Raw genomic sequence first — 12,763 nt, forward strand, 5'->3', positions numbered from 1 at the left:
CCGACCAAGCTGGTAGTGTTCTACCCGTCGCCGCGAGCAACACCCTCCCGACCGACACGCCCCCGTAGCTCAGGGGATAGAGCAACGGCCTCCGGAGCCGTGTGCGCAGGTTCGAATCCTGCCGGGGGCACCCTTCATACGGTGTCCAAAGACCCCGTCACCAGCGGAAACGCTGAGGCCGGGGTCTTCGCGTATGTGCAGGCGGATGCAGCCCGGAGCGGCCGTATGTCGGCGTCTGTGGACGAGGCGTGGACGGGACCTTGAGGCATTCCCGCAGGTGGCGCAGCGCATCGAAGTCGAGCAGCCGCGCGGCTCGCTATCGTCGTCCCGGTAGTGGACGGCGTCGAGGGTGGGAAGACTGACGACCGCTGCCGGCGGGCAAAAGATCGGACGAGGTGGGGGATCTCGTGGACGTGACCACGCTTGCAGTTGCGCTCATCGGTGTCGGAGGAACGCTCGGCGGAACTCTGGGCGGAGCCCTGCTCAGCCAGCGCGTCACCCGGGAGCAGAACCAGCGCGCGGATCGTGAACGAGCAGAGGACCGTCACGACCGAGCGCAGGAAGCCAGACGGGATCTCTATGCTCGCCTGAACACCACGGCTCGCGCTTACCGGGTTGCTGCCCGAGACTCCGTCCGAGCTGCCGAGCGTGGTGAAACCGTCGAGCCAGCAGTCCTTGACACCGCCAGGGACGCTTGGTTGGAGCAATACTCTTCGGCGCAGATGGCGCTGCCGAAGTATGTCCACGAGATTGTTTCGATCCTCAACAGGGCGCTCGGAGTCGGGTATTCCGTAGTCAAGCAGTTGCCGAACAGTCCTGACCCGGACGAGTCGTACAGCCGTGCCAAAGCTTGGTTCAGCGGCCCAATGTCCGACGGGGTGTATCTGCTTCGGGTCACTCTGCGCCATGACCTCGGTGTCGAGGTCGAACCCGACTTCGAACGCACCTGCACACGAATACTCGCCGCGCTCGATGCCGAGCGAAGGAACCTTGAACGTCTGCTCTCCTCCGAACAGGCGCGGGCGACCCGGCCTGCTTGACGGGCCAAGGAAACGACGAGGCCTCTGAGCATCACGCCACAGCCCTCAAACACGAGCAAGGTCATGTCGCCGCCGGCGGGACCTGGCTCCAAGCCTGGCGATGGCGTGCGACGCCGTATACCTGCTCGACCTGCTCGACTGTCAGCACCCCTGAGAGCGGCGCCAGTGCCGCCACCTCACGCTCCCGGTACACGCGCACGCTGAGCTGCGTGGCAACCACCTTCAAATCAGTCACGCCCACGAAAACGAGCACCGGCTGCACTGGTACGGGAAAACCGCAGTAGCGCTCAAGCACTCGGGCTACCCGCTTGGCCTCAGCCCTGCTCTTACGCGCATAGGGCGCCGGCTTTCCGTGAGCCACCTTCACGGAGTCGTCGCCGACCCATACAGCCCTCTTGTGATGGTGTTTCGTATTGATGCTGAACACGCCACCGGGCCCGATCAGCAGGTGGTCCACGTCCACCTTGTCGGCCAAGAGGATGGAATGGAGGACGCGCCAGCCGTGCCGCTCCAAGCGGTTCAGCTCGGCTCCCACCCGCCGCTCCCCCGCCAGGCCCTTCCGCCAGGAGTCCCACTCGGCGGGGCGCCGCAGGAGCTGTAAGACGACTCGCTTGATCAGGCCTGGCCCGGATTTGTCGAGCAGAGACTCACCGGGACGGTTGGCGGACAGGTCGTCGGCCGCCGTCAGAGGCGGCAGCAGCGGGGGCCCCTCAGCCTTGGGCGTCCTAGGCGTCTTCTGCGGCGCGACCGGTTCGGGGTTGTTCCGTAAGTGATCAGTCAGCACGGCGATCACGTCGTCGCGATACTCTGCGATCAGGACCGTGATGTCCCCCGTCTTCACATCCGCCCAACCGACCGCCGTGCCTTCAGGCAGGTTCGCGTACAGGCGATCATGTCCGTACCGCTTCCAGCGCGTGACCTTCAGCTCCACGAGTCCCCCCTCGTCCGCTCTCGGTTCGAAGCGTCGCAGCAGGCAGGGCTCAAGACGAGAGAGGCCCCGGACAAGTTGCCCGGGGCCTCGGTGGGGTGCAGCGTGTTTCACTCGTATTCGCGGAGCAGATCCTCGATACGCCGGTTGGCGACGTCCTGCCGTCCGTCGAGGCACTTCGCGTAGCGGGTCAGCAGCACCTCGACGCTGTTGCCGGCGCGCTCGGCGACCTCGGTCGGGTCGACGCCGGCGTTGAGCCACGTGGACAGTGCGGAGTGACGGAGGTCGTACGGCCGAATCGCGAGCGGCGAGGAGGCGGCGGCCGGCGGGAGCGCGAGGAGCCGGGCCTCTTGCCAGACGCGGTAGTAGGTGGAGGACGGGACGACCGAGCCCTTCTCGCTGAAGAACAGGCGCCCGTCGTCCGCCGTGCCAAAGGTGGCCAGGTGCTCACGGAACACGGCGACGAGGTGAGGCGGAATGGGAACCCGCCGGACGTCCTCGGTCGGCCGGTTCTTCAGCCCGCGGTCATCGTGGGTCTCCCCCGAGTCGGTCCACTGCTTGCCGACCGACGGGCGCGTTCGGTGGAGCACCGCAGAGCCCCAGCCCTGTTCGGGGAGGATCAGGTCCATCTCGGCGAGACCGACCGCTTCAGCCGGCCGAAGGCCACCGAAGTACATCGCGGCGAACAGACCCACGAGACGACGGCCGCGGGCACGTCGGTATCCGCCCACGTAGGAGACGGCCGCCAGGAGATTGCGAGCCTGCTCCGGGTTGGCGACTACGCGCGGGTCCACCTGATTGGACACCTTCGGTTTCTGCCAGCGAACCGCAGTGATGGGGTTCTCGCGCAGCTCCCCCAGGTCGACCGCGTAGTTCGCGGCATTGACGAGCGTCCGACGCTTGCGCCGCACGGTCTCTGCCGCTGCCGCCGTGCCGTCGAGCTTGAGCTTCAGCGAGTCGAGGACCGCGCGGGCCGTGGCGGGCTCAGCAAGATCGGCGAGCGGTCGGGAGGTCTTGGACACCCAGTGCAGAACGTTCCGCACGTCGTCCGGGACTTCCCGATCGTCGGGCCCCGGCAACACGAAGGCCCAGTTGCGCAGCACTTTGCGAATCACCTCGTCGGACGGCCGTCCAACTCGCTCGTCGAGGAGCTCCAGCGTCACGCTGGTGAGGGATTCGTTGATGCCATCTCTCGTATTGGGGGCGGCATGGGGCCATTTCATGGCGACGTATCGGAGGGCGAAGGCGTACCACGACACGGCCGACTTCTTCTCTTCCATCGAGGCCGGAAGCCCTGACTCCGCGTCGAACTCCTCACCATCGCGCATCGCTCGCATGAGCTTCGTGCGGTAGTGGTCGGCGAGCGCCTTCGTGCGGAAGGACTCCGAGAACACGTTGCCCGCGACGGACCACCGGACACCGTACGAGGGCGTTTTAGTGTCCCGCTTGCGGACGCCCCAGACCTTCACGTCGAGAGACTTCACGCCGCCGCCTCCATCTGTCGCAGCCACGTGGTGAAGTCGCTCCGCCACACCCGGAGCTCTCCGTTGGGAAGTTTGAAGGCGGCCGGCCCGTGCCCCAGCTCCCGCCAGCGGTAGAAGGTGCGGCGAGAGACTCCGCCCAGCTCGTCCAGGACTTGGCGAACGGTCATCAGCTCGTCGCGACGGGCGTCCACGTCGGTTCTCCTTCCGTTCCGGGTGCGGGTTCGAGGGACGCAGCGAGCCAGGCTTCGGCACTGCTCAGGCCGGTTCCGGCGAAGACCCAGTGCGAGAGGACGAGGGTCGTTTCCGGGGCCGGCTCCTTCGCAGGGACAGCCGCTTGGGATCGACGCCATTCGGCGCGAGCGTCGCGGAGGGCGCCGAGGGTGGTGGAGTAGCGGCGGGACTTGGTGGAGAAGTGGCCGCGGAAGCCGAGCATGTGAGCCCAGGCACGTAAGCGAAGCTCGGCGAGTTCGGGGCGTGCGCCGAGGGCCCAGGCGATACGGATCATGCGTCGGGCGTGTTCTGAGACGCGTGCTTGGGCGAGTTCGGCGAGAAACTTGAGCGGCCGGTCGAGGGTGCCGGTCGCCGTCTCGGCACCCTTGGTCGCGTACTTCGCGATGTACGCCGCTACGGCCCGCTCGGTCAGCTCCTGGCCGCCGTCGAAATCGGCGGAACGGATCGGCCGTACGTCGAGCTGACGCCCGAAGACGAACGTGTGAGCCCGGCCGTCGATCACCGGACCCTCGACGCGGGAGGCGATCACGGCAGCGCGGATCGCTTCGGTGAGCAGCTCGGCCGTGGCCCAGGCCGGGGGTGGGGCGTCGACGCCGCCCGGGCCGTCGATGCGGATGACCGCGTGGAAGTGCACGGCACCGCGCTTCTGGTACTCGGCGACCTTCGCGAAGGAGACGCGTGCGTGGTCGCGGAAAGTGCGTTGGGTGAGACCGACGCGCTTGGCGATCTCGCGGCGGAGGTAGATGGAGAAGCGTCGCCAGAGGTGCCCTGCGTGGGCGTTCCAGAGGACGGCCGCTTCGTAGTCGTACCGGTCCGGGTCCAGGGGTGTGCCCAGCGCGCTCTCTCCCTCAGCGTGCTGGGTGCCGCAGCGGCAAGGTCGCCCGTCGGTGCGGCGGTTGTGGACCGGGCCGAAGCCGGGGGCGGTGAAGGTGGCGAAGACGCGGGGGTGAGTGGCGACCTGGTCCGAGGTGCCCTTGCCGCCACGCAGTCCCGCGGTGATCAGGTGGTACGTGTCCCGGCGGTAGGTCTCGGCGCAGGCCGCGCAGCGGGTGGCGCGGCGGTTGTTACAGCGGACGAGGAGTTGGCCGGCCGGGAGAGCGGTCGAGTCGAGGTGGTGCACGGTACGGCCAATCTCGCCGGTTGCCGTGTCTACGGCGTACTCGGTGCGGTGGCCGTCGAGGCGGACGGGATGCGTGCAGCCGCCCAGTCCGGAGAGTTGCCGGGCCAGCTCGGGCATGGTGCCGAGGGAGGCCAGCATGGAGAGTTCCGCCAGCGGAGGCGGAGTCTGCCGGGTGATGATGGGAGTTCCTTTCGGCTGTTTTCGCGGTTGGGAGGGACGGCTCCGGGGCGGCGGGATGCTTGGCGGCGTTTGCCGCCCCGGCGGCCGGTCAGTGCTTGTTTGAGCTGCTGACGAGGGAGCGCAGAACCACGGCGGCAATGGCCACCGAGATGGCCGTGATGGCGACGGCCGCGAGGAGCGCGGTGAGGACGACCCCGCCGACCAGGGCGACCGCGACCGGGCCCGCGTAGGGGCTCAGCGAGCGGCCGGTCATCGGCGTCGGGCTGTGATGCTGATGCGGAACGAGGGTCGACGGCGGAGTGGGGACGTCGGGCAGCTTGGGGCGGAACATCGCGGAGCTCCTCTCAGCGGTTGTCGCCGTTGACGACGCCGACCCCGGAGCGGGTGCCGGACTCGATGGCGGGGGCGAGGAAGGTGTGGGAGAGCCAGAAGCCGAACAGGGCGATCACGACGGCGACCCACATGCGGACGCCGAGGAACTTGATCGCGGCCCAGGCGATGACGCCCAGGACGAAGACGAGCGGGAGCGAGACGGTCACCGGTTCTCCTCAGCGGACGCGGCAGCGGTGGGTGCGGGCGGCGAGTTCGGCGGCGGCGCGGGTGTCGTAGTCGTTGGAGAAGTCGCAGCGCGGGGCGGTGCACACGGCGGTGTGCTTCTCGCGTCCACGGCCGTCGTAGGCGGTGCCGACCTGGACGGGGCCGATGCGGACGACGTTGCGGAAGCGGCGGTTGGCGGGCATCAGGGCAGCTCCTTCGGGTCGTTGTGGTTCTCGCCGGTGAAGTCGGCGGCGTGGTCGGCGAGCCAGCGCAAGATCTCGTCGCCCTCGTAGGTGTCGGCGGCGAGGATCACCGGTTCGGCGATGAGCACGGCTTCGGTGAGGCGGTTCTGACGTGTCAGCTCGGCAGCACGCTTGAGCGCGCGGAGCGTGGACGGACGCAAGGTGGAAAATCCTCCGGGGTCAGGTGAGTTGAGTGGCGATGGCTTCGGCGAGCGGGAGCGGGACGCCCAGCCGGGCGCGAAGGGTCGGCGTATCGATGTCCGTCCCGGTCCGGGCTCGGTGGTCGTCTGCGACCTTGCGAGCGAGGGCGACGAGAGCGGGTGGGACAGGCGCGGCGGCCGGCGATGCGGACGGCCACGGGTCGGCGGCGGGTAGCTCAGGTGCGGTGGACATGACCGGCGGGGCGGGTGCCTCGTCCTGTTCCGGTTCCGGCACCTGGTCGCGGTCCGGGGTGCCGTGGGCGAGGAGCGTTCCGCCGAGGAAGGCGACCGCGGGCCAGCCGGCGACGAGGATGCGCAGCCAGGCCGGTACGTCGCCGAGGTCGAGCAGTCCGGCGGTGGCGACGTTGGCCCCGAGTGACGCGGCCAGGGCGACGGTGAACCAGCACCAGCCCGAGGCTTTCGCCGTACCGGACCGCAGCCGTCGCCAGGCTGCGACGAGGAGCAGGTCGACGCTGACCGGGTAGGCCCACGCCTTCCATCCGTCCTGTCCGGCCGCCGCGGCGAGGTCGTGCAGGTGGGCGAAGGAGAGCGCCGCGGCGATGGCCGCTTGGACCAGAACCGGGTCGACTCGGATCCGGTGGGTGCGCATCGCTCACTCCCCCGCTGTTTCGCGGGCCAGGCGCGCGGTGGGCACCGGGTTAGGGGTGTCGAGGGCGACGGGCGGGACGTATGGCCGGAAGGGCGCGAGCGCCGGAACGTCCGGGGCGAGGTGGGCCGTGTCGCGGCAGGTGGCCGCAGCGGCGGCGAGGGACAGGTGGGGAGTGCGGATGCGGGACCAGCCGCCGGACGTGTCACCGGCCACGGCAAGGCCCGGCAGCTCGGCGGCGATGGTGCAGGAGGCGTAGACCGCTTCGGGGGCGATGTCGCCCAGTGCCATCTTGGCCGAGGCTTCGTCGTTGACGCGGTGGCAGACGCGGCCGGTGAGCTGGGCCCTGAGCATGGTCGCGCCCTTGCCCAGCTCGGCGCCGAAGCGCTGCCCGCAGACTTCCAGGTAGATGCCGGCCGCGCGGCCGAGCTGGGCGAGCCGGATGAGGTGGGTGACCATCTCGTCCCGCCGTTCCTCGTCCTTGCGCGTGGCGACGAGGAAGAGTTCGGCCACCTCGTCGACGAACAGCACGACGGGCACGGGGCGTTCGCTCTCAGGCAGGCCCCAGATGTCCGAGGTGATCTCCTCGTCGGGTGTGCCGGGCGCGATGCCCTGCCGGGCCTTGATCAGGTCGTAGCGGTCCTCCATTTCGTTGACCAGGACCGGCAGCAGCTCGGCGGCCTCGTCCGGGTCGGTCGCCAGCGCGGCAAAGCGGGAGGCGAACGGCGCCAGCTCGACGCCCCGCTTGCAGTCGATGCCGACCAGGGCGACGGGCTGTCGGGCGAGCCTAGTGATCAGGTTGCGCAGGTACATGGACTTGCCCGACAGCGTTGCGCCGAGGACGAGTTCATGCGGTACGGCGCGGTAGTCCCGTAAGAACGCCGTCGCGTCCTCCCGCAGCGCCACCGGCACTTGGAGGAACTCGCCCTCGCTCCGCCGAGGCATCCGGACCTTGCGCAGGACGTCGAAGCCGATGAGCCGCAGTTCGACGACACCGGGCTTCACGTCCTTCACGTACACGGCGTGCACGCCCCAGGCGTGGCGAAGCCGTTCCGCCGAGGCGGCGACGTCCGCGGGTTCCTGGCCAGGTGCCAGGCGGAGCCGGACGCGCAGGCCGGTCGTCGTGGGCCGGATGATGCCCCGTCGGGGCGGAACGGGACGGATCTCCCGACGGCTGGTCGCCTTGATCGCCAAGACCCGCAACCGGGACGGCGCAACGGTCAGGCCGCACGAGTCCATGGTCGAGGAGTACGAGGCCAGCAGTCGGGCCACCGAGACCGGCAGCCCGACCGTGGACCAGTACGCCGCCGGGTCGGTGTGCCGGACGTAGGCCGCGCCACCTATCGCGGCGAGCGGCGCGCCCAGCTCGGCCAACGTGATCAGGTCCGTCACGGTCACGACGATCAGCCCGCCTGAGCGACCGAGACCGGGAAGGCACCCGGCGCGATCGCGGTGGCGCGGTAGGCGATGCCGTGCCGCTGCTGGCCGTTGAACACGCTCTCCCACGGCCGGGCGATGAGCCCCGGCAGGGACACCGGAGCACCGACGGTCAAGCCGTCCGTCACACCGCTTTCGGGAACGGTGACCTGGATGAGCGACGAGTCCCCCTCGTCGATGAAGACGACGCCGACGGTCATCAGCGCCTCACCGCTCACGGCGTCCTTGGCGATCTCACCGGTCTGCCGGTCACGCACCTTCGGTGCCGGCGCTTCGGTGAGCAGGATCGTCGCGGTCGAGGCGTCAACTCGGATCACACGCACAGAGATTTCTCCTTCTGAGATCGATCAACTCGCCACCTGACAAGTTGACTTAGCAAGTTCGAAGTTAGGGATGCCAGGTTGACTTGTCAAGTGGCGCTTGGTTGCTGGACCAACAAGCGCAACCGACACCGCACGCGCACCATGAAGTCAGCAGCCCAGAGGAGGGCGCGACATGGGCAGACAGCACCGCGCTCAAGAGCCGCAGTCATGGGGTCCACGCAGCTCACAAGGGTCCACACCACCGCCGGAGACCTGGCCGACACCGCCGCAAGGCCCCCCGCCAAGCGGCCTCAGACAGGGCGGCACGACGCCCCAGCCGAAGAAGCGACGCCGCGTCTACCTGTGGCTCTTCCTGACCGTCCAGATCTTGTTCCTGATCTGGGTGATCGCGGGCGCCGCGACCGCCAGCGGCACGCCCGAAGAGTGCCGAGGGCGGACAGGCGACAGCCTGAAGCTCTGCGAGGACGCGAGCGACGTCGGAACCACCATCGGCGTGGGACTCGTCGTCGCTCTGTGGGCGGCGGTCGACGTCATTCTTGGCTTTACATACGTGGTCTACCGGCTCGCCAACCGACGCGCTTGAGGCGAGCTACGGGAGGCGTGCAGCGGGCCGGCCCATAGATTCAGCTGAGCCGGTAGGTGTCTTCGAGTTCCTGCCGATCAGCGGGGAGCAGTACGTCGGAGACTTGCAGGGCTTGACCGGAGGCATCGCAGGCAACGACCAGCACACTGAGGACGGGCACGCCGTTCGGGAGCTCCAGAAGTTCGGACTCATCACGCTCGGGCAGCCGAGCCGAGACCCGTTCCGTCACATAGTCGAAGCGGACCTTCTTCCGTACCTCAAGGTGGGCACGGGTACCGCCGTTCAAGGGGTCAGCGCTCTCCAACTCAGTGCCCTCGACCAGGCCGGCGGGGAAGTACGACGAGACCAGCTCGACGGGTTCGCCATCCTCCTCGACCAGGAACCGACGCATGAGCACCTTGGCGCGCTTCGGCAGACCAAGCACGGAGGCAACGCGCGGAGGCACGGGCACACTGCCGACCTCGACCAGCCGCCCCGGTGTCTGTGACTCGTCCCGCGCGAGCACCTCGCTCCCCCGGCGGTCCTTCCGCTCGACGACCGCGGGACGCCCGCGCACGATCGTTCCGTACCCCTGCCGGGACTCCAGCCAGCCATCCCGCTTCAGCAGCTCAAGGGCTCGCACGACGGTCGGGCGGGACATTCCGAATGCCTGGACCAGCTGATTCTCACTGGGGACCTTGGAGCCCGGTGGGTACGTGCCATCCTCGATGCGGTGCTGGATCGTCTGGGCGAGGCGTACGTACTTAGGTGCCTCCACTTCATACGCCATGAGTGCCGCCCGCAGAGATTGGCCAAGTCAACTGGTCAACCAGACTAGCGGCAGTGCATATAGAAGAGAACCTGGGTACCCCTTCAGGCCGGCCAGGCATCGGCCATCACGAAGGAAACGACGGTCCCGCCGAAACGGCTGGGTCCGCAATGCCAGGTGTCGGCGATGGAGTCGACGAGGAGCAGACCGCGCCCGTGCGCGTCGACAGCGTCGGGCCGCCGCAGCTTCACCCTCGCCGGAAACCCGGCGTTGTGCACGTCAACCTTGAGCGAGGCCCCTTCCCGGAACCACTCCACCCGAACACGCCAGACCTCGTCGGACTGACCGTAGACAATTGCATTGGTCACCAACTCCGAGATCATCAGCACGCAGTCATCGACCGAGCAGGCCGGGTTGTACGGGGCGATGAACTTCCGGAACCACCGTCGGGACAGAGACACAGACTCCGCGACGGGATACAAGGTCATCGCCCCGAGTCGCGGCGAGTCCTCAGAGGGATACCGGTCGATGCTGTAGGCCATCCGTGCTCACTCCTTGCCGCTGCCGTCGCAGTCGAGGCAGCGCCGTTTCGATGCGGCACGGGCACGGTCGTTGACGGCGGAGAGCGCCAGCGCTGTACGCGAGCCGACTCGTTTCCAGCCCCGCCCGCGGCATCCTCGACAAGGTAAGTGCCCGCCCTGTTCCGGCCGCTGACTCGTCACACCGCGCCCCCTTCTTCGAGTGGCCTTAGCCACTTAATGGATAGTGGCATTAGCCACTCACGCTGTGCAAGCGGTTCGCCGAAATGACGAACCATCAAGCGAGGGGGTACCCCTGCTCGAACGCCCAACGGTGCGGCGGGTAGGTGGCTTCGGCGAACTCCAGCGGCCGGTCCTGGAGGTCGAACACGACGCGGTGCACGATCAACACCGCGGATCCGGCATCCAGTTGAAGATCTTCCGCCTCCTCGCCAGTCGCCTGCCGGGCACACATGCGGTCTTCGGCGTAACTCCCCTGCCGTCCCGTCATGGTCTCGACGTACATCAGCGTGCCCTCTTGAATCCGTTCCGGCTCCAGAAGCCTGGGCGCCCGCTGCCCGATGTCCGGCGCGAACCACGAGGTAGAGAGCGTGATGGGCCCGTCCTGGTTGTTGGTCACGCGCCGGCGGTGCACCGCCCGACGGTCCTTCACCAGGCCCAGCGCTTCGGCAACGTGATCCGGAGCATCCAGCCAACCAGCCGAGGTGATCACGGCGTACTCGCCAGGCGTGTAGATCTTCCCGGTCTGCCTCGCTCGGCCGTACAACTCCCGGGCCCGACGGTTGACTTCGAGGCTGCGCACATATGTGCCCGACCCCTGCCGCTTCTCGACGAGCCCCTGGTGGCTCAGCGCTTCCAACGACCGCGCTGCCGTCGGCCTGGACACCTTCCAGTTCGCCGCCAGTTGCCGCTCCGAAGGGACCTCATCCCCCGGCCTCAGGTCGCCCCGAAGGATCTGATCGCGGATGTAGTGAGCGATCTGGAGATACTTCGGCTGCGCCTCTTCGATCTGAGGCATGTCCCCTCCTCATCCAAGTGGCTATGGCCTCTAGCCACTATAGGGTGAGTGGCCAGACGCCGAACCCGTAATGTTGAGCACATGACGCGGTTGATCGTCGCAGCAGGAGGAGGGGGCGACGCAGTCGCCGCCGCAATGCTTGACGCCGCCATCTACGGCGGCGACGACCAGGCGGTGATCCTCACGTACGCGTGGGACCGCCTGTTGGTCGACCCGGTCCCAGGTCCCCGAGGCCCATCCGACTTCACCGGACTCGAACCACTCACGGCGTCTGTCTGCTCGGTGCCGGCCGCGGCCCGCCCGATCTCCCCAGCAGGATCCACCCTCCCCCGGCTTGCGGCAGAACTCCCGCACACCTTCGCGCTGATCGACCCGAGTCACGGTGTCGAAGGTGTCACGCGCCAACTCGAAGAGTTGGTGAGCCACTTGGAGCCGATCTCGATCGACCTCCTGGACGTGGGTGGCGACATTCTGGCGCGAGGCGACGAACCAACGCTCAAGAGCCCACTTGCCGACGCCTTGACCCTGGCCGCGTGCTGCCAGGTGAACGCGCCTATACGGCTACTGGTCGCAGGCCCCGGCTTGGACGGTGAGCTTCCGCTCGACGAGGTGCGCAGCCTGTTCGGTCCCCTCGTCCACACCTTCACCGCGAAGGACACGGAGCCGGTCAGCTCGGTGCTGGAATGGCACCCCTCCGAAGCAACCGGGATGCTCGCTGCAACAGCGCGAGGGGTGCGAGGCCGCTGCGAGGTACGAGACGCGGGACTCCTCATTCCACTCACGGACGAGGGCCCGACGGTGCACAAGGTCGACCTGGATGAGGCCCTGAACCGCAACCAGCTGGCTCGCGCCATCCTGTCGACTGCCACCCTGGACGACGTCGAGGCACGCAGCCGCGAGGTCTGCGGCTACTCGGAAATCGACTACGAACGCAACAAGGCCGCATGGCTCAAGGACCAGCCGGCGGTGAAGCTCAATCCCGACACCGTGCTGTCCCAGCTCGACGAGTTCGCGACCGAGGCCCGAAGCCGCGGGGTCACCCACACGACGTTCCGCCACATCACAGAGGTCCTGAACCTCAACGGCGCGCAACGCGACGACCTGCGCCAGCTCTTGATCAGCAGCCACCCCGAGCAGTACGCGGCACCACTCTGGTACTTCCAGTAGCTGACGAGACCAGGCCTATCCCGACCCATCAGGCCTTCACGCGATCGGCCATTGCTGCTTGTGGCGGCGAGTCGTGGGCTCCTTACCCTCGCGCCACGCGACCATGAGGACGGCGCTGCCGGTTCGTGCAAGATCCGCAGGCACCGTGAACTGCAACTCGGCCCCAGGAGGCACTTCTGTCCAATCCTTGATCGGACTGGTGGGGCGATAGCGACCGCTCTGGGAGATAACCGGCCGTCACGCCTACTTTGTGAGCACTGGCGTACCCAAGGTTGTTGAGCACATACGTCGCTTCGTTACCGCCAACGCGGACCGTGAGGCGGATCGCCGGATTCTCGATGCGGGCACGCCGAGCATGGACCGCCTCTGTCGCAACGAC

Annotated in this window: 17 protein-coding genes and 1 tRNA gene; 4 read left to right on the forward strand and 14 right to left on the reverse strand. The window is 67.9% G+C overall.

Annotated elements, in window-relative coordinates; genetic code table 11:
* Positions 1-58 precede the first annotated feature (58 nt).
* Positions 59-130: transfer RNA gene (locus tag ACZ6D7_RS09585), tRNA-Arg, on the forward strand.
* 277 nt (positions 131-407) lie between these two features.
* Positions 408-1,040 carry a hypothetical protein gene (locus ACZ6D7_RS09590; RefSeq protein WP_469486184.1) on the forward strand — a complete coding sequence of 211 codons (633 nt, stop codon included), beginning with the start codon at positions 408-410 and terminating at the stop codon, positions 1,038-1,040.
* A gap of 61 nt (positions 1,041-1,101) precedes the next feature.
* Here the strand turns inward: ACZ6D7_RS09590 and ACZ6D7_RS09595 are convergent, their stop codons facing one another.
* From ACZ6D7_RS09595 to ACZ6D7_RS09645, 11 genes are all read right to left on the reverse strand, one after another.
* Positions 1,102-1,971: a nuclease-related domain-containing protein gene (locus ACZ6D7_RS09595; RefSeq protein ID WP_469486187.1), complete on the reverse strand. Its 870-nt coding sequence runs from the start codon at positions 1,969-1,971 to the stop codon at positions 1,102-1,104.
* Positions 1,972-2,078: 107 nt separating this feature from the next.
* Complete coding sequence (locus ACZ6D7_RS09600) at positions 2,079-3,452, reverse strand: tyrosine-type recombinase/integrase (protein ID WP_469486191.1); 1,374 nt, start codon at positions 3,450-3,452, stop codon at positions 2,079-2,081.
* On the reverse strand, positions 3,449-3,619 hold the full coding sequence (locus ACZ6D7_RS09605) for a helix-turn-helix transcriptional regulator (RefSeq protein WP_469487894.1): 171 nt from the start codon (positions 3,617-3,619) through the stop codon (positions 3,449-3,451). Before ACZ6D7_RS09605 ends, ACZ6D7_RS09600 begins: the two co-directional genes overlap by 4 nt.
* The gene (locus tag ACZ6D7_RS09610; RefSeq protein ID WP_469486194.1) at positions 3,619-4,941 is read right to left on the reverse strand and encodes a replication initiator; all 1,323 of its coding nucleotides are present in this window, start codon (positions 4,939-4,941) and stop codon (positions 3,619-3,621) included. Before ACZ6D7_RS09610 ends, ACZ6D7_RS09605 begins: the two co-directional genes overlap by 1 nt.
* Before the next feature lie 130 nt (positions 4,942-5,071).
* Complete coding sequence (locus ACZ6D7_RS09615) at positions 5,072-5,314, reverse strand: SpdD protein (RefSeq protein WP_469486197.1); 243 nt, start codon at positions 5,312-5,314, stop codon at positions 5,072-5,074.
* Between the two features lie 13 nt (positions 5,315-5,327).
* Positions 5,328-5,522 carry a hypothetical protein gene (locus tag ACZ6D7_RS09620; protein WP_037680541.1) on the reverse strand — a complete coding sequence of 65 codons (195 nt, stop codon included), beginning with the start codon at positions 5,520-5,522 and terminating at the stop codon, positions 5,328-5,330.
* Positions 5,523-5,531: 9 nt separating this feature from the next.
* Positions 5,532-5,723, reverse strand: a complete 192-nt coding sequence (locus ACZ6D7_RS09625; protein ID WP_079660807.1) for a mobile element transfer protein — start codon at positions 5,721-5,723, stop codon at positions 5,532-5,534.
* On the reverse strand, positions 5,723-5,923 hold the full coding sequence (locus ACZ6D7_RS09630; protein WP_469486206.1) for a hypothetical protein: 201 nt from the start codon (positions 5,921-5,923) through the stop codon (positions 5,723-5,725). The genes ACZ6D7_RS09625 and ACZ6D7_RS09630 overlap by 1 nt, the downstream gene beginning before the upstream one ends.
* A gap of 19 nt (positions 5,924-5,942) precedes the next feature.
* A complete protein-coding gene (locus ACZ6D7_RS09635; RefSeq protein WP_469486211.1) occupies positions 5,943-6,572 on the reverse strand; it encodes a DUF2637 domain-containing protein in 630 nt (209 codons plus the stop codon).
* 3 nt (positions 6,573-6,575) lie between these two features.
* Positions 6,576-7,961, reverse strand: a complete 1,386-nt coding sequence (locus ACZ6D7_RS09640; RefSeq protein WP_469486214.1) for an FtsK/SpoIIIE domain-containing protein — start codon at positions 7,959-7,961, stop codon at positions 6,576-6,578.
* 11 nt (positions 7,962-7,972) lie between these two features.
* The gene (locus tag ACZ6D7_RS09645) at positions 7,973-8,329 is read right to left on the reverse strand and encodes an SCO3933 family regulatory protein (protein ID WP_469486217.1); all 357 of its coding nucleotides are present in this window, start codon (positions 8,327-8,329) and stop codon (positions 7,973-7,975) included.
* 367 nt (positions 8,330-8,696) lie between these two features.
* On the opposite strand from ACZ6D7_RS09645, the gene ACZ6D7_RS09650 reads away from it, so the two are divergent.
* Positions 8,697-8,912, forward strand: coding sequence for a hypothetical protein (locus ACZ6D7_RS09650; protein WP_469486222.1), 216 nt, complete (start codon positions 8,697-8,699; stop codon positions 8,910-8,912).
* 40 nt (positions 8,913-8,952) lie between these two features.
* Here the strand turns inward: ACZ6D7_RS09650 and ACZ6D7_RS09655 are convergent, their stop codons facing one another.
* The 3 genes from ACZ6D7_RS09655 to ACZ6D7_RS09665 form a co-directional block, all read right to left on the reverse strand.
* A complete protein-coding gene (locus tag ACZ6D7_RS09655) occupies positions 8,953-9,681 on the reverse strand; it encodes a GntR family transcriptional regulator (protein ID WP_469486228.1) in 729 nt (242 codons plus the stop codon).
* Between the two features lie 83 nt (positions 9,682-9,764).
* Positions 9,765-10,202 (reverse strand): ATP-binding protein, encoded by a 438-nt coding sequence (locus tag ACZ6D7_RS09660; protein ID WP_469486231.1) that lies wholly within the window; start codon positions 10,200-10,202, stop codon positions 9,765-9,767.
* Positions 10,203-10,476: 274 nt separating this feature from the next.
* Complete coding sequence (locus ACZ6D7_RS09665; protein ID WP_469486233.1) at positions 10,477-11,217, reverse strand: GntR family transcriptional regulator; 741 nt, start codon at positions 11,215-11,217, stop codon at positions 10,477-10,479.
* 81 nt (positions 11,218-11,298) lie between these two features.
* Here ACZ6D7_RS09665 and ACZ6D7_RS09670 point away from each other — a divergent pair, with 81 nt between their 5' ends.
* Entirely contained in the window at positions 11,299-12,384 is a 1,086-nt protein-coding gene (locus ACZ6D7_RS09670) for a DUF1152 domain-containing protein (protein ID WP_469486240.1), read from the forward strand.
* The last annotated feature ends 379 nt before the right edge of the window (positions 12,385-12,763 follow it).

This window comes from Streptomyces sp. NPDC041784 (assembly GCF_055591025.1).

What these genes read in the sequence shown, in the direction of transcription:
- ACZ6D7_RS09605 (WP_469487894.1), bottom strand. Translation starts at nt 3,619, where the DNA reads ATGACCGTTCGCCAAGTCCTGGACGAGCTGGGCGGAGTCTCTCGCCGC.
- ACZ6D7_RS09610 (WP_469486194.1), bottom strand. Translation starts at nt 4,941, where the DNA reads ATGCTGGCCTCCCTCGGCACCATGCCCGAGCTGGCCCGGCAACTCTCC.
- ACZ6D7_RS09615 (WP_469486197.1), bottom strand. Translation starts at nt 5,314, where the DNA reads ATGTTCCGCCCCAAGCTGCCCGACGTCCCCACTCCGCCGTCGACCCTC.
- ACZ6D7_RS09625 (WP_079660807.1), bottom strand. Translation starts at nt 5,723, where the DNA reads ATGCCCGCCAACCGCCGCTTCCGCAACGTCGTCCGCATCGGCCCCGTC.
- ACZ6D7_RS09635 (WP_469486211.1), bottom strand. Translation starts at nt 6,572, where the DNA reads ATGCGCACCCACCGGATCCGAGTCGACCCGGTTCTGGTCCAAGCGGCC.
- ACZ6D7_RS09655 (WP_469486228.1), bottom strand. Translation starts at nt 9,681, where the DNA reads ATGGCGTATGAAGTGGAGGCACCTAAGTACGTACGCCTCGCCCAGACG.
- ACZ6D7_RS09660 (WP_469486231.1), bottom strand. Translation starts at nt 10,202, where the DNA reads ATGGCCTACAGCATCGACCGGTATCCCTCTGAGGACTCGCCGCGACTC.
- ACZ6D7_RS09665 (WP_469486233.1), bottom strand. Translation starts at nt 11,217, where the DNA reads ATGCCTCAGATCGAAGAGGCGCAGCCGAAGTATCTCCAGATCGCTCAC.
- ACZ6D7_RS09670 (WP_469486240.1), top strand. Translation starts at nt 11,299, where the DNA reads ATGACGCGGTTGATCGTCGCAGCAGGAGGAGGGGGCGACGCAGTCGCC.